The 15,405-nt window shown below is 37.9% G+C and carries 13 protein-coding genes and 1 tRNA gene; 12 read left to right on the top strand and 2 right to left on the bottom strand.

The window, feature by feature from the left end; translation table 11 throughout:
* Window positions 1–2 precede the first annotated feature (2 nt).
* From ftsH to C6H22_RS02030, 7 genes are all read left to right on the top strand, one after another.
* The gene (gene ftsH, locus C6H22_RS02060) at window positions 3–1,916 is read left to right on the top strand and encodes an ATP-dependent zinc metalloprotease FtsH (protein ID WP_199769791.1); all 1,914 of its coding nucleotides are present in this window, start codon (window positions 3–5) and stop codon (window positions 1,914–1,916) included.
* 28 nt (window positions 1,917–1,944) lie between these two features.
* On the top strand, window positions 1,945–2,556 hold the full coding sequence (locus tag C6H22_RS02055; protein WP_104693677.1) for a phosphatidylserine decarboxylase: 612 nt from the start codon (window positions 1,945–1,947) through the stop codon (window positions 2,554–2,556).
* On the top strand, window positions 2,553–3,260 hold the full coding sequence (pssA, locus tag C6H22_RS02050; RefSeq protein WP_104693676.1) for a CDP-diacylglycerol--serine O-phosphatidyltransferase: 708 nt from the start codon (window positions 2,553–2,555) through the stop codon (window positions 3,258–3,260). Before C6H22_RS02055 ends, pssA begins: the two co-directional genes overlap by 4 nt.
* A gap of 71 nt (window positions 3,261–3,331) precedes the next feature.
* Window positions 3,332–4,315, top strand: a complete 984-nt coding sequence (purM, locus tag C6H22_RS02045; RefSeq protein WP_104693675.1) for a phosphoribosylformylglycinamidine cyclo-ligase — start codon at window positions 3,332–3,334, stop codon at window positions 4,313–4,315.
* 15 nt (window positions 4,316–4,330) lie between these two features.
* On the top strand, window positions 4,331–5,140 hold the full coding sequence (locus C6H22_RS02040) for an SH3 domain-containing protein (protein ID WP_104693674.1): 810 nt from the start codon (window positions 4,331–4,333) through the stop codon (window positions 5,138–5,140).
* Complete coding sequence (locus C6H22_RS02035) at window positions 5,140–5,928, top strand: shikimate dehydrogenase (protein ID WP_199769790.1); 789 nt, start codon at window positions 5,140–5,142, stop codon at window positions 5,926–5,928. The genes C6H22_RS02040 and C6H22_RS02035 overlap by 1 nt, the downstream gene beginning before the upstream one ends.
* Before the next feature lie 49 nt (window positions 5,929–5,977).
* Window positions 5,978–6,065, top strand: a tRNA-Ser gene (locus C6H22_RS02030).
* A 547-nt stretch (window positions 6,066–6,612) separates the two neighbouring features.
* Here C6H22_RS02030 and C6H22_RS02025 read toward each other — a convergent pair.
* Window positions 6,613–7,359 (bottom strand): SAM-dependent methyltransferase, encoded by a 747-nt coding sequence (locus C6H22_RS02025; RefSeq protein WP_104693672.1) that lies wholly within the window; start codon window positions 7,357–7,359, stop codon window positions 6,613–6,615.
* A gap of 68 nt (window positions 7,360–7,427) precedes the next feature.
* Window positions 7,428–9,503, bottom strand: a complete 2,076-nt coding sequence (locus C6H22_RS02020) for a heavy metal translocating P-type ATPase (RefSeq protein ID WP_158654587.1) — start codon at window positions 9,501–9,503, stop codon at window positions 7,428–7,430.
* 145 nt (window positions 9,504–9,648) lie between these two features.
* On the opposite strand from C6H22_RS02020, the gene C6H22_RS02015 reads away from it, so the two are divergent.
* From C6H22_RS02015 to metE, 5 genes are all read left to right on the top strand, one after another.
* Complete coding sequence (locus tag C6H22_RS02015; protein WP_233706994.1) at window positions 9,649–10,773, top strand: A/G-specific adenine glycosylase; 1,125 nt, start codon at window positions 9,649–9,651, stop codon at window positions 10,771–10,773.
* Window positions 10,774–10,844: 71 nt separating this feature from the next.
* Window positions 10,845–11,501 (top strand): amino acid ABC transporter permease, encoded by a 657-nt coding sequence (locus C6H22_RS02010; protein WP_104693670.1) that lies wholly within the window; start codon window positions 10,845–10,847, stop codon window positions 11,499–11,501.
* A 2-nt stretch (window positions 11,502–11,503) separates the two neighbouring features.
* The gene (locus C6H22_RS02005; RefSeq protein WP_104693669.1) at window positions 11,504–12,169 is read left to right on the top strand and encodes an amino acid ABC transporter permease; all 666 of its coding nucleotides are present in this window, start codon (window positions 11,504–11,506) and stop codon (window positions 12,167–12,169) included.
* 77 nt (window positions 12,170–12,246) lie between these two features.
* Window positions 12,247–12,993 carry an amino acid ABC transporter ATP-binding protein gene (locus tag C6H22_RS02000; RefSeq protein ID WP_104693668.1) on the top strand — a complete coding sequence of 249 codons (747 nt, stop codon included), beginning with the start codon at window positions 12,247–12,249 and terminating at the stop codon, window positions 12,991–12,993.
* A gap of 136 nt (window positions 12,994–13,129) precedes the next feature.
* Complete coding sequence (metE, locus tag C6H22_RS01995) at window positions 13,130–15,400, top strand: 5-methyltetrahydropteroyltriglutamate--homocysteine S-methyltransferase (RefSeq protein ID WP_104693667.1); 2,271 nt, start codon at window positions 13,130–13,132, stop codon at window positions 15,398–15,400.
* Window positions 15,401–15,405 lie beyond the last annotated feature (5 nt).

Here is a 15,405-nt window from a genome sequence, read left to right as displayed (position 1 = left end):
CAATGACAGAAAATCAAAATAATAACAACAAAAAAACGCCATTTAAGCAAAATCCATTTTTGACTTTTGCTATCTTGGTAATTGGTGTAATGATTTTATTTAAGCTCTTTTCACCTACAGGGGATATTCTTAGCGATAGGCTAAGTGGCAATGTGGTCAGCAAAGAAGTAAGCTACTATGAGCTTAAGCAACTCATTCAAAACAAAGAGGTAGATTCTGTAAGTATCGGACAAACTATCATACGCGCACTTTCTACAAGTTCATCACCAAAAGTCTTATACACCGCCAAAAGAGTGTCAGATCCAAATCTTACGACTTTGCTTGATGAAAAGCAAATTGAATATAGTGGCTTTAGTGAATCTAATTTCTTCACAGATATGATTAATATGCTATTGCCTATTTTTATCATCATTGCTATTTGGCTTTTTATCGCAAGCAGAATGCAAAAATCCATGGGTGGTGGTATGTTTGGTATCGGAAGCTCAAAAAAACTTGTCAATGCTGAAAAGCCCAATGTAACCTTTGATGATATGGCAGGGAATGAAGAGGCAAAAGAGGAAGTCGTAGAAATTGTGGACTTCCTAAAATATCCAGAACGCTATGCGGCAGTAGGTGCAAAAATCCCTAAAGGCGTGCTATTAGTAGGTCCTCCGGGCACCGGTAAAACTTTGCTTGCCAAAGCAGTCGCAGGGGAAGCAAATGTGCCGTTTTTTTCTATGAGTGGAAGTAGCTTTATAGAGATGTTTGTGGGACTTGGAGCTAGTAGAGTAAGAGATTTGTTTGAAATGGCAAAAAAAGAGGCACCTAGCATTATTTTTATTGATGAAATTGATGCGATAGGAAAATCTCGTGCTGCAGGTAGTATGGTAGGTGGCAATGATGAGCGAGAACAAACACTAAACCAACTTTTAGCAGAAATGGATGGGTTTGGTAGCGAAAATGCCCCCGTAATTGTCTTGGCTGCAACAAACAGACCAGAGATTCTTGACCCTGCACTTCTAAGACCAGGGCGTTTTGATAGACAAGTGCTTGTTGATGCACCAGATTTCAAAGGGCGTGTTGAGATTCTAAAAGTCCATATAAAAAGCGTTAAACTTTCGCGCGATGTGGATTTACAAGAAATTGCAAAATTTACCGCAGGACTTGCAGGAGCAGATTTGGCAAACATTGTCAATGAGGCTGCACTTCTTGCAGGGCGTGAAAATAAAAAAGAAGTTTCTCAAAAACACTTTAAAGAAGCGATGGAGCGAACAATGATAGGTTTAGAGAAAAAATCTCGATCCATTTCGCCAAAAGAAAAGAAAATAGTCGCTTACCACGAAAGCGGGCATGCTCTTATGGGTGAACTCACAAAAGGCGCACACAGAGTAAATAAAGTTTCTATCATACCGCGTGGTATGGGTGCACTTGGCTATACTCTTCATACACCAGAAGAAAATCGTAACCTTGAGCAACGCTATGAAATGTTAGCACAAATTGATGTGTTACTTGGTGGGCGAGCTGCTGAAGAAGTATTTTTACAAGAAATTTCTAATGGTGCATCTGATGATTTACGACGTGCTACAGGAATTTTAAAAAATATGATTGTGTATTATGGCATGACTGATGTAAGCGGACTTATGGTGCTAGAGGATTTTACGCGAAGAAATAATTTCTTAGGCGGTGGTGCTAACAGCCGTGAATTTAGTGAAGAGACTGCGCAAAAAATGGATAATTACATACGCACTATGCTTGAAGAACATTTTGAGCATGTCAAGAAAACTTTGCGTGAGTATGCACCAGCTATTGAAAGTATGGTTGCTGAATTATTAGAAAAAGAAGTCATTGATGGTAGCAGAGTGCGAGAAATTATAGAATCGTATGAAAAAGAGCATAATATGACTTCTCGCTTAGTTCCTATAGAAGAGGAACACTAAGAATATCGAGGCACTACAAGGAGGAAAGATGAACACAAACATACAAATAATAGCCAAAGAAGGTTGGTTTGGTGCGATTGTGTGGGTAATTATTTTTTTAATCAGTGCATATCTTGATCTCGGGTTTATCACCTTTGTTATGTTGCTTGGGTTGGCATTTTGGCTGTATATATTTCGTAATCCCGAAAGGATTGCGGATGTAGATTCTGCAAGTTTTGTAGCACCAATAGATGGTGTTGTGAAAAATATCGATATTCTTGAAGATAGCGTGTGTGTGGAAATTCAAACTCGATGCTATGATATAGGTGTAATACGAGCCCCTATGGATATCCTTAATGCAACCTTACAATGCAAAAATGGACTTAATCTCTATTTTAGTAATAACGATAAAAAGCATACGCTTAACGCATCTTTTAGTCTATCTTGGCAAGAACGCAATGACACATATCGCATAGACTTTTTTCCGCAGTTATTGGATACCTCACGCGTATATGCCACCTCAAATCTCGCCGTAGGTGATCGCTGTGGCTACATGAAAATAGGCTTTACCAAAATATATCTTCCAAAAACATTTGAAATAAAAGTGAGTGTGGGCGATAAGGTTTATGGGTATGAAAGTATTATAGGATACAATCAATGAAAATAAGTCCGCTTTTCATACTACCTAATTTATTTACCGCTGGTAGTATTTTTTTAGGCATTTTAAGTATCATTGCCTCTTCACACAGTAATTTCGCACTTGCATGTTGGTTTATTGTCATTTCGATGATTTTAGATGGACTTGATGGACGCGTAGCACGGCTTACCAATACCTCTAGTAAATTTGGTGTGGAGTTTGATTCTCTTGCTGATGTTGTTGCATTTGGGGTAGCACCCGCCATGTTATTGTTTTTTTATGTAGGAGAATCGTATGGGCGACTTGGGGAAGTTGTCCCTGCGCTTTTTGTGATTTTTGGTGCAATTCGCTTAGCACGATTTAATATCACTACTTCAGATGAGCCACATTTTTTCATAGGCTTACCCATTCCATCAGCTGCGATTTTTGTCGTGCTTTGGATTCTGGTAGATTTAGAATATTCTATTTTTTCTGCTTCAATGTTGCCTCTATTGCTGTGCGCGTTTGTTGTTGGAATCTTAATGGTAAGCAATATTCGTTACCCAAGCTTTAAAAAAATGCACTGGAATCTTAAGGCATTTATTATTCTTGTGATTTTGCTTGGTGTGATTTTTGTTTATCCTTCAGAGGCGCTTTGCATACTCATTAGTCTTTATGTCGTGTATGGAGTTGTGCGTTGGCTTATACTTTTTGGCAAGATTATTTGCAAAATAGATAAAAATAAGTAGTGTGAGCTTATACATAATCTTATGCAAAGTTTCTATACTATACAATACGCCAAATTTTTTATGGAGCATTTATGCTAAGTTATAAAGATTCTGGAGTAGATATAGACGAGGGTAATGCTCTTGTAGATGGACTAAAACCCTTAGTCCAAAGCACATTTGATGTAAATGTTATCGGTGGGATTGGTTCTTTTGCTGGTGCGTATGCTATGCCTAGTGGATATAAGCAACCTGTGATTTTAGGTGCTACCGATGGTGTGGGGACAAAACTACGCCTTGCTATAGATTCAGATATTTTAGAGAATGTGGGCATTGATCTTGTTGCAATGTGTGTTAATGATCTTATTTGTAATTTTGCTACACCGATATTTTTTCTTGATTACTACGCCACAGGTAAGCTTCATAAAGCAAATGCGTTGCGTGTCATACAAGGTATTGTAGAGGGTTGCAAACTCGCACAATGTGCGCTTATAGGCGGAGAGAGTGCTGAAATGCCCGGTATGTATGCCAAAAAAGACTTTGATCTTGCTGGATTTGCGGTAGGAATTGCAGAACAAGAGGATTTACAACGCCAAACAAGGTTAAAAGAAGAAGATGTCCTTATAGCTCTACCTTCTAGTGGTTTGCACTCTAATGGCTATTCGCTAGTGCGAAAAGTCCTAGATCGTGCGAATCTTACATTAGATTCACTCTTTGAAGGACTGCCACTTGCACAAACGCTCCTTACGCCTACTGCTATTTATGTCAAAACCTTTTTAACACTCAAAAATCATATCAAAGCACTTGCACATATTACAGGTGGTGGGATTATAGAGAATCTCCCTCGCGCGATTCCTCATGGGTTAGGTGCTTGTATCCAAAAAAGTGCTCTCAAAACACCGCCAATTTTTGATTTGATGCGTCAATATGTCGATGAAGCAGAATGTTTTAGGACTTTTAATATGGGTGTTGGAATGATTTTTATAGTAGATCCAAAGGATGTCGATCTTGTGGTAGGCAAAAGCGGGGGTTATGTGCTAGGATACATAGATTCTAGCAACGGGGTGAAGTTACAATAATTATGGAGTATATATATGTCATTAAAATCTATTGTAAAACTCTATTCTATCCCCATTCTTATCGTGATATTGGGGATTTTTTTGTATTTTGTGATATTTGCAGAACTTAACGAAAAAAAGTTGTCATATTTATACGCACAATATAAAAACAACAAATCACAATCCGCACAAAACACAATGGATGCAGATTCTCAAAATACACATACAACACCACCCACTACTTTAGCACAAGCGTATGACTTACAACCAGAAATCATCTTGACACAACCTACCCAAGAAATCATAATCCCTCAAACAACTCAAGAGATTACACAAGACCAAGTGCCATCACAAGCGAATACAGATACACCAGATACATTACCTCAAACGCCACAACAAACACCCCAAACCTTTGATGTCCCACAGGTTCGGTATGTGCATGTGCGTAGTGCCAATATTCGCGCACTTCCAAATATAAATAGTAAGATTCTATACAAAGTATATGCAGGGCAACAACTATTCTTGGTGCAAAATATTCCAGAAAGTGAGTGGAGTGAAGTGGAGGTAGATTCTAAGATTCGTGGTTATATCGCTTCATACTTGCTTGGCACTAATGCCCCACAAGAGAGTACACAAAATGTAGGTATCATATCCAAAGATGCTATGCCTAAAGTTATCGTTAAATCCGCTAATATTCGCGCATTTCCTAGCCCTGATGCACCAGTAATTATGACGCTCAAACTTGGTCAAAATGTGCAAGTCCTCCAAAGTGAAGATGAATGGAGTAAAATCCTTTTAGACAATGGACGAGAAGGTTATATTGCATCTCGCCTTTTGAGCAAATAATGCAACAATTTTGTGTTTTTGGTAATCCTATTGCACACTCAAAATCCCCTCTTTTGCACAATACTACTTTTATGTCTTTAGGGTTTGAGGCACGCTATGGGAGATATTTACTAAAAATCCCAGATGAGCTTGGTGCTACATTTAGTATGCTTAAGCTTCAAGGGGCAAATATTACCGTGCCCTTCAAAGAAGTAGCATTTGCCCAAAGCCACGAAGTGCGAGGGATTGCCAAAGAAATTAGAGCTGTTAATACTTGGGTGCGTGAAGGAGAGAAAATCATTGGTTATAACACCGATGCACAAGGTTTTTTTATGTGTGTGCAAGAATGGAATCTGCGTAATGCACTTATTCTTGGTGCAGGTGGTTCGGCAAAGGCTTTAGCCTTTATCTTGCGACAAAATGGTATCACCACGCATATCATCAATCGCTCCAAAACACGCTTAGAATACTTTGCACGTAATGGTTTTGTGTGTCTTACACCCCAAGATTTCCACTCTACCAAACCCTATGACATCGTGATAAATACTACTCCAGCAGGGTTAAATGATGATCTTTTACCACTGCAAGAAACACTCTTGCGTGCTATTCTCTCTCAAGCACGCTATGGCTTTGATCTTATTTATGGTAGGCATACGCCATTTTTGAAATTCGCCAAAGATCTTGGCTTACAAACCTCCGATGGTGCACAAATGCTTATTAATCAAGCAGCACTTAGCAGTGAGCTTTTTAGCTTTGGTGCTATTAGCACCAAAGACGCACTTGCATACATGAATACCCTTGGATTATAGACTCTAAGGGTTTTTGAAGATGAGAAAAAGTATAATACACCCTTTATAGAGAGAGGTGTCCGAGTGGTTGAAGGAGCACGCCTGGAACGCGTGTAAGGTGCAAACCTTCGAGGGTTCGAATCCCTTCCTCTCTGCCATTACTTAAGAATCCTAACTTACATCTCTAGACTTATCGAAATTATTTACACCATTCACTGCCATTACCAAATCCCAAACCAAAACCACTATCGCTACTCAAACCACCAAAGAAATCAGATTTTGTGTGCCAAAGGGATCGGACCAACGATCCATCCCATTGTGTTGAATGTGATGATTGTCATAATGCATATGTGCATTATGGTGGCGATCTAATGGTGAAAAATATAATCACTTAATCCAATCTATCAACAATCCAAGAAAGTCATTATCTTTACATTCTAGACTTACAATATTGATTTGTCTGTATAAACTATAAAACTTAATCTTTTAAAAATCGGGTCTTATGCTCAACCAAGGTCAAAAATGAGAATCCAAATCCAAAAATCCCAAACATTCAACATTAAGATAGGAGGTATCGATTATAAAGATTCTCAAAAAAACTAGAAAGCCTCAAAATCTATAAACACGACTATAGATTTCTACAATGTTTAAGTTACCATTCCATAAAAAATGGTATTGTTTACAATAAAATATTCAACTTGGTTCTTAATCATAATTAAAGCGTAAGGCATCCATTGAGTAATGAGGTTGTATGTCATTTTTTGGTTTAAAAGCAAAGTTTCTTGTAATAAAAATTGAGGTTGTCCATGTGTAACAGTTTATAGGACCAAATCCATGAAAATCAATCTCAATGAGGTCTTCATCTCGTAAAAATTTTGCACACCCTTTGTGCCAATCAGCATTATCTAAAATAATCATGGCACCCTCCTGTGCATTTTTGTTGAGAATTTTTGCGGCTATTTTTGCACATAAAAAGCGTGTATTTTGACCATTAACATCACCACCATCTATTATGATTACATCGAATTTTTTGTTTAAATTTAGCGCAAATTGTGAGTAGTCCTCCTGTGGATGACCATTTAGGGTAGTTTTCAGGTATAGATCTTGATTTATAGCTTGTTGATCCTGTAGGGTTTTAAACCATTGTGTATTGCTTTCTATAGTTGTAAGGTGTGACACTCGCCTACTCCAATAAAGAGACGATTGCCCCCCCCCCCATTCTAAAACCTTCTTGTTAGAAAAATCCAAGTTATTTAGATACTCTATACATGAATAAGTATACCATGGTAACGCTTCTCTATTTTTATCAAGGCACTTCCACTCTCGCATACTTTGAAACTGATTGTATTCCCGTGAAAGTGTTTTGTAGTTCCTTAGTGTCCATCTATATGGATAATAATATCTATCAAGATATGATTTAGGAATATATTTCTTGATTAACTTTTTTAACATAAAACCCCCTCTGGTCTAGATAGTACTGGAGTTATATCATATATAATATAAAACTTATTTGAATTAGTTTATGTGCGCATACATCGCATAGCATTTGCCAAAGCCAAAAGTGCCACGCCCACATCACCAAAAATCGCTTCCCAAATGGTCGCAAACCCACATAATCCCAAAACAATAAACACACCCTTTATCCCAAGTGCGAGGGCGATATTTTGGTAGATGATGGTTTTTGTTTTTTTGGCAATTTGTATGCTTTGTAGGAGGGTTTTTAGGGAATTGTTTGTGATGATAACATCAGCATTTTGAATGCTTATATCACTACCACTGCCCATTGCTATACCCACATCTGCTAAGGCAAGTGTTGGAGCATCGTTTATGCCATCGCCCACAAAGGCTACTTTGCCACTACTTTTGGCTTTTATCTCACGCATAATCTGTGCTTTGTCTTGTGGCAAGAGAGAGTGCCTGTAGTTGCATCCAAGTTTTTGTGCTACTTGTTTGCATGGATATTCTCTATCACCGCTAAGTATTATAGAATCTATATGGAGTTTGTGTAGTGCATTGATAACTTGTGGTGCTTCATCTTTTAGCACATCGGCAATGAGTATATAGCCTAAATATTGTTTATCACGCACGATATGCACGACACTTCCTTGCACATCGCAAGTATTATGAGCTATATCAAAGGCATGCAGAATTTTGTCATTTCCAGCAAGAATTTCGTGATTATCGCAAACCGCACGCACACCCAAGCCCGATAATTCCTCATATTCGCTGATATGATGTATGTGTCCAAGCTTATGATATGTGTCTTTTATAGATTGAGCTATGGGGTGATTAGAGAGATTATGTGCGCAAAGTGCGGTGGTTAGGACTTCATCTTTGCTAAACCCTGCATTTGGGATTATATCAAGCACTTCAAACACACCTTTTGTCAATGTCCCTGTTTTATCAAATGCTATGATGGAGAGTTTGCTTAGAGCTTCTAAGTAGTTTGAGCCTTTGATTAATGCACCTCTTTTACTCGCTGCAGCCAAGCCTCCAAAATACCCAATAGGCACGGATATGACAAGCGCACAAGGACAGCTTACCATAAGCACGACTAGAGCACGATAGATCCATTCTTCAAAACTTGCACCAAAAAATATAGGTGGAATAAGGGCTAAGACTAGAGCCAGAGCAAATACGATAGGTGTGTAATAGCGAGCAAAAGTGGTGATGAAATTTTCAGTATGAGATTTTTGTGTTGTAGCAGAGACTATTAAATCGGCAATTTTAGCGATTTGACTTGTCGCAAAAGGACGCAAGACTTGAAGTTTTATAGCTTGATTTAGTGCAATAGCACCACTTAGAATCTCATCACCTTGCTTAGATTCTATAGGCAGGGATTCGCCACTGATAGCAGCGGTGTTAAAACTTGCACTCTCTTGTATGAGCATACAATCACACGAGAGCATTTCCCCAGCATATAAGATAATATGATCACCTATGGCAAGATCTTTGGGATCAATATCTTGTATTTGGTGTGTTGTTGTATCGATAATATGTGCGTTTGGTGGGATAAGGTTTGCGCTTTCATTGATGGCTTGTTTGGATTTTTTGACACTCACTTCTTGGAGATATTCTCCTGTGGCAAAGAAAAGCATAATACTTACCGCCTCTTCCCACGCCCCTAGACAAAATGCTGCTATGGAGGCGGTGAGCATTAAGACATTTTCATTAAAAAACTCTTTGTGCCTAAAGCTTTGTATTGCACCTTTAATGACATTGCGTCCGCTTACAAGATAGATAAGAATCCAAAGTAGCTTTATAAAAAATATCCAGAAATCGGAGGTTTTTTGCTCCAAAGATGTGAGCCAATGCATACAACCTAACGAAGCGAGAAACAGCGCGATAAGCCCTAATAATATAAATAATTGAGGTGTGAAAATATGGCTTTTTTGGGATTTTTTTGTAATTTTTACCTTTGGTTCAAGAGATGAGATTGCTTGTTTTACAGATTCTATATCATCGCAATCGATAGTAAGTGTGTTGGTGGCAAAAGAAATTTGCACAGATCTCACACCTTTGATATTACGAAGTTTATGCTCTAATGTATTGGTACAAGATGGGCATTCAAGGTTTGTTATGTGAAATGTTTGCATACAAGCTCCCCAAAAATTTATAGTGATAATCATAATGTATATTTTGCAATGTTGCGTTAATGTATTATCAAAATGTATATAATTATAAGAAAACATATTTGTCTGTGAATCTGCTATAATCACGCAATTTTTTGTAAGGATATTGATGTCTATATGCTCTGTACCAGATTGGCTTCCTGATTTTCATATGCGTATCGCACAATGGTATGCCAAATGTGGTAGAATGGAGTTACCTTGGCGCAATCTTAGGCGTGATGGCTCACAAAGCTATGAAGTGTATATTAGTGAAATTATGTTACAGCAAACACAAGTTTCTCGCGTATTAGAGGCATTTTATTTTCCATTTTTACATACATTTCCTAGCTTATCTACCTTGGCAGATTCTCACGAGCAAGACATTTTACGACTTTGGCAAGGACTAGGGTATTATACACGGGCTCGTAATTTGCGAAAATGTGCACAAATTTGTGTAGAGAACTATAATGGGGCGTTGCCAAAAGGTGTGGAGAATCTCAAAAAATTGCCTGGTATTGGGGCTTATAGTGCTGGAGCGATAAGCTGCTTTGGTTTTGGGGAGAGTGTGGGTTTTGTCGATGCAAATATTAAGCGTGTATTTTCTCGCCTTTTTGCGTTGCAAAATCCCACGCAACACGAATTACAAACCCTTGCCACAACGTTATTAGATACACAAGATAGTTTCACTTATAATCAAGCATTGCTCGATATTGGGGCTCTTGTGTGTAAAAGTAAGCCTTTGTGTATAGTATGTCCTATTAGGGAATTTTGTAAGGGTAGCAACGCCCCACATCTTTATCCACAAAAAATACTAAAGACGCGTGAATCTCTAACACTGGAGTTATATATAGTTACTTATTATGAGGATCAAATATTGTATATTGCATTAGATTCTCCGCATTCTCGCAGAGATTCTGCATTGTATGCTGGGTTGTATAATGTGCCTATGCGTGTTGGAAATCCTTCTAATATTTCTCCTTCTAGCATTTCTAAGGGTTCTACCACATCTTTTGCACACATAGGGAGTTTTAAACATGCCTATACAAAATATGCCATCAGTGCTTTGGTATTTCATGTCCATTGTCAGGATAAACAGCAGACACAGGCGCTTATAGATTCTTGTGTGGTTTGTAGTGTAGATTCACAATTACGACATGATATTACTTTTGTGGCACTAGATATGCTCTCTAGTATTCCACTCTCAAACCTAAGCCACAAAGCCCTAAAATGTATTCCATGTGGTATAGAAATGTAATGAATGAGATTTTGTGTTAAGATAGTGATTAACAAATACTACTTAAGATAATTTTGTAAAAAGGGATAATAGTGCTTGATTGGGGTTTTATCTTACAACATACTTATATGTTTTATGATGCATTTTGGCTAACTTTAGAAATTTCTGGAATTGGCATAATGTTGGCGATTATCATTGGTTTTTTGTGCGCGCTTTGCTTATCTTTTAGACCTATCTTTTTTCTCACTCGCCTTAGCGCGTTGTATGTTGAAGTGGCACGCAATACCCCACTGCTTATTCAGCTTTTTTTCTTATATTTTGGGCTTAGCAAGGTGGGATTGCATATTAGTGCATTTTGGTGTGCGATTATTGGTGTAGCGTTTTTGGGCGGTGGTTATATGTGTGAATCTTTTCGTGCAGGATTGCAAAGTGTAGGTAAAGCACAAAAAGAATCTGCCCTTAGCATAGGATTATCGCATTTTGATATTGTGTGTTATGTCATTTTTCCACAGGCATTAGGCGTGTGTATGCCATCTCTAGCGGCAAATGTAATCTTTCTTATCAAAGAAACTTCAGTGGTGGGGATTATCGCACTTGCAGATATTTTGTATGTGAGTAAGGATATTATTATGATGTATGCCAAAACCTATGAGGCACTTTTTATGTTGTTGTGTGCATATTTGGTGATACTTTTGCCCCTATCGTTAGTGTTTAGCCTTATCGAACGCACGATCAAACAAAGGCTGTAGCGATGATAGATTCACTTTTTAGCGCAAGCAATGTATATCGATTGGGCGAAGGATTAGGTATTACGCTTTTTGTTTCTTTTGTGTCCATTGGGCTTTCTATAGTATTTGGCTCATTAATAGGGCTGTGTATGCTTATGCGATCTGTGGTAGTGCGTATGGTATGTCGGCTGTATTTGGAATTTGTGCGTATCGTGCCTATTTTGGCATTGCTGTATGTATGTTATTTTGGATTGCCACAAGCTATGGATATACATATCAATAATATTTTTGTGGGGATTTTGGTATTTAGTCTTTGGGGAAGTGCAGAAATGGCAGATTTGGTGCGTGGCGCGTTTAGTTCTATTAGCAACCATCAGCGAGAATCGGCTTTGAGTTTGGGTTTGAATTGGATAAAGACACAGGTTTTTGTCATTTTGCCACAAGTTACCACGCGTCTTATACCTGGAAGTATTAATCTTTTTACGCGCATTATCAAAACCACCTCACTTTTGTTGTTTATCGGAGTGGGCGATGTGTTTTTTGTCGCTAGACAGATTATTGAAGCAAACCATACAATCGTGAGTACGCCATTTGTGATTTATGGCTTTTTGCTTGTATTGTATTTTGTTTTATGCTATCCGCTTTCTTATCTTGCAAAACGCTTAGAATCCAAGGATTTTGGGATGTAGAATCTTTTGGATTCTAAGAAACAAGATAATCTTGTGTGGTATCAAATGTGCTACATGTATTGATATAAGGAGTTTTTATGTTGCAAATCTATAATCTTACGAAGCGATACGATTCTCTTCTTGTGCTTGATAATATCGATCTTGTGGTGCAAAAAGGCGAGGTAGTAACCCTTTTGGGGCCTAGTGGTTGTGGTAAAAGCACATTATTGCGCTGCATTAATGGATTAGAGCACACACAAGGTGGTGAGATTTATTTAGAATCTGTGCAAATAAACACACCAAAGACTGATTGGAGCAAGATTCGCCAAGAAATTGGTATGGTATTTCAAAATTATGAACTATTTCCACATTTAAGTGTGGAGCAAAATATTTTATTAGGACCACTCAAGGTGCAAAAACGCCCTAAAGATGAGGTATTGCACCAAGCCCATAATCTTCTTAAACGCATAGGGCTAGAATCTAAGCTTAAGGCATATCCTAAACTCTTAAGTGGTGGGCAAAAACAACGCGTGGCGATTGTGCGTGCATTGTGTATGAATCCAAAGATTATGCTTTTTGATGAAATTACAGCTTCGCTTGATCCTGAAATGGTACGTGAGGTGCTTGATGTGGTTTTGGAACTTGCTGATGAAGGCATGACAATGCTTCTTGTTACTCATGAAATGGGCTTTGCAAAGGCAGTGAGTGATAAAATCGTGTTTTTGGATTCTGGAAAGATTATTGAATCTAGCACGCCACAAGAGTTTTTTACCAATCCCAAAAGCACTCGTGCCAAAAATTTTCTTAAGACTTTTGATTTTAAACGCAAACTTCAGCATAACTAAGCAAAAATCTTAAAACACATAATGTGTTTGTTACTTTTTGTGCCACAGAATCTAAAAAATCTCAAAACACATATTGTGTTTTTAAAAAAACTATGTAATAATATCCGCCAAATAAAATTTCATAAAAAGGATCGTGATGAGTAGTATCGTTGGATTTCCTCGTATCGGACAAAATAGGGAGCTAAAAAAAGCTTTAGAGGCATTTTGGGCTGGAAAATGTAGCCAAAGTGATTTAGAAAATGTAGCCAAAGATTTGCGCAAAAAGCATTGGGAAGCACAAAAACATCTTGATTATGTATGCGTCAATGACTTTAGCTACTATGATAATATTTTAGATCTTGCCTATGCGCTTGATGCAAAGCCACAAAGATTCAAAGACTTAAGCGGTTTGGAGGGATATTTTGCTATGGCACGCGGACACGCAAAAGGTGTAGCGTGTGAAATGACAAAGTGGTTTAACACAAACTATCACTATGTCGTGCCAGAGCTTAGCCAAACAGATGTATATCAAGCACAGATTCAAACACTAAAGGATCAATACAACGAAGCCAAAGCACTAGGATATAAGCCAAAGATTTCACTTATAGGACTTTTTACATTTTTTGGATTAAGCAAAATTGCACAAGGTGATCCAAAGGCTATCTTTGCAAAGCTTAAAAGCGCGTATTTAGACTTGATTGATGAGGTTGCCAAACTAGATTCAGAAGTTATGATTGAATTTAGTGAGCCTATTTTTGTGCGTGGATGGCATAATGATACGCCACAAGTGCAATGTGTCTATGATAAACAAGCCATTAAAGAAGTGTATGAAAGCATTGCACAAAAAGGTATCAAAACCATTGTAACAACTTTTTTTGAGCATAGCAATGAGCTTACAGAAGTTTTATTGCAAACAAGTATTTATGGTATAGGACTTGATTTTATCGCAGGGGCTAAAAATACACAATCTCTTGGTGCTATCGCAGGAAGTAATAAAGTGCTTTTTGCAGGGCTTATTGATGGGCGTAATATTTGGGTGGCAGATTTAGAATCTAAACTCAAAACATTAGAATCTATCACAGCACAGGTTCCTAAAGATCGCGTAGTGGTTACTACTTCTTGCTCACTTTTGCATGTGCCTTTTGGGAAAGATGATGAAAACAAAATGGATTCACAAATTTTAAGTTGGATTAGCTTTGCAAAAGAAAAACTTGAAGAGTTAAGAGTGCTTGAAGATCTCTTCAAAAATGGTGTAAATGGAGGAAGTAAAGTATTTTTTGAGGCCAATAAAGTTATTAATGATGTGCGTAAAACTTCTGAAAAAACAAATAATAAAGCTGTGCGCGATCGTGTGAGCAAAAATACACTAAAAAGCCGTGATGTAGCTTTCAAAGATCGTATTAAGATTCAACGAGATGAGCTAGGCTATCCAGATCTTGCGACAACAACGATTGGATCATTCCCTCAAACACCAGAACTTCGGGCATTGCGTTTAGGGTATAAAAAAGGTGAGATTAGTAAAGATGCGTATGAAGTAGGGATCAAAGAATACATACAAGATTGTGTGAAATTTCAAGAAGAAATTGATTTAGATGTTTTGGTGCATGGAGAACCAGAACGCAATGATATGGTGGAGTATTTTGGGGAGCAACTTGAAGGTTTTGTGTTTAGCCAAAATGGTTGGGTGCAAAGCTATGGTAGTCGCTGTGTGAAACCACCTATTATTTTTGGTGATGTGGCACGACCTAAGGCAATGACACTTGATTGGATTTTATATGCGCAAAGTCTTACGCAAAAAATCATGAAAGGTATGCTAACAGGACCTGTAACGATTCTAAATTGGAGTTTTGTACGCGATGATATGACACGCTCACAAGTATGCGAACAAATTGCATTAGCCATTGCTGATGAGATTGATGATTTACAAAAAGGCGGAGTGAAAATTATTCAAGTCGATGAGGCAGCCTTTAAAGAGGGATATCCTTTGCGCACTGAAAATATCAAAGAATATGAGCGATGGGCGCTAGAGTGCTTTAAGATTTCTACTGCAGTAGCAAAAGCAAACACACAGATTCACACACATATGTGTTATAGTGAGTTTAATGATATTATCAAAACCATCGAAGCAATGGATGCTGATGTCATTAGTATAGAAACTGCAAGAAGTGGAAATGAATTGCTAAAAGTCTTTAAAGAAGTTGGCTATACACATGAAGTAGGACCGGGTGTGTATGATATTCATAGCCCTAGAATCCCAAGCACACAAGAAATTATCAATCAAATCAAAGCACTTTTGGAAGTATTGCCAAAAGAACAATTATGGATTAATCCAGATTGTGGGCTAAAAACTCGAAAATGGGAAGAAGTCAAGCCAAGTCTCAAAAATATGGTTGAGGCAGTTAAGGCTGTGCGAGGCACATTAGGCTAAGATCC

It is taken from the genome of Helicobacter equorum, from assembly GCF_900198655.1.
Lineage (GTDB): Bacteria > Campylobacterota > Campylobacteria > Campylobacterales > Helicobacteraceae > Helicobacter_F > Helicobacter_F equorum.
Note: the sequence above shows the minus strand (reverse complement) of the source record. Positions and strands in the feature narration are given on the sequence as shown.

Coding starts and splice junctions, on each gene's coding strand:
- ftsH (WP_199769791.1), top strand. CDS start 3: ATGACAGAAAATCAAAATAATAACAACAAAAAAACGCCATTTAAGCAA.
- C6H22_RS02055 (WP_104693677.1), top strand. CDS start 1,945: ATGAACACAAACATACAAATAATAGCCAAAGAAGGTTGGTTTGGTGCG.
- pssA (WP_104693676.1), top strand. CDS start 2,553: ATGAAAATAAGTCCGCTTTTCATACTACCTAATTTATTTACCGCTGGT.
- purM (WP_104693675.1), top strand. CDS start 3,332: ATGCTAAGTTATAAAGATTCTGGAGTAGATATAGACGAGGGTAATGCT.
- C6H22_RS02040 (WP_104693674.1), top strand. CDS start 4,331: ATGTCATTAAAATCTATTGTAAAACTCTATTCTATCCCCATTCTTATC.
- C6H22_RS02035 (WP_199769790.1), top strand. CDS start 5,140: ATGCAACAATTTTGTGTTTTTGGTAATCCTATTGCACACTCAAAATCC.
- C6H22_RS02025 (WP_104693672.1), bottom strand. CDS start 7,359: ATGTTAAAAAAGTTAATCAAGAAATATATTCCTAAATCATATCTTGAT.
- C6H22_RS02020 (WP_158654587.1), bottom strand. CDS start 9,503: ATGCAAACATTTCACATAACAAACCTTGAATGCCCATCTTGTACCAAT.
- C6H22_RS02015 (WP_233706994.1), top strand. CDS start 9,649: ATGTCTATATGCTCTGTACCAGATTGGCTTCCTGATTTTCATATGCGT.
- C6H22_RS02005 (WP_104693669.1), top strand. CDS start 11,504: ATGATAGATTCACTTTTTAGCGCAAGCAATGTATATCGATTGGGCGAA.
- C6H22_RS02000 (WP_104693668.1), top strand. CDS start 12,247: ATGTTGCAAATCTATAATCTTACGAAGCGATACGATTCTCTTCTTGTG.
- metE (WP_104693667.1), top strand. CDS start 13,130: ATGAGTAGTATCGTTGGATTTCCTCGTATCGGACAAAATAGGGAGCTA.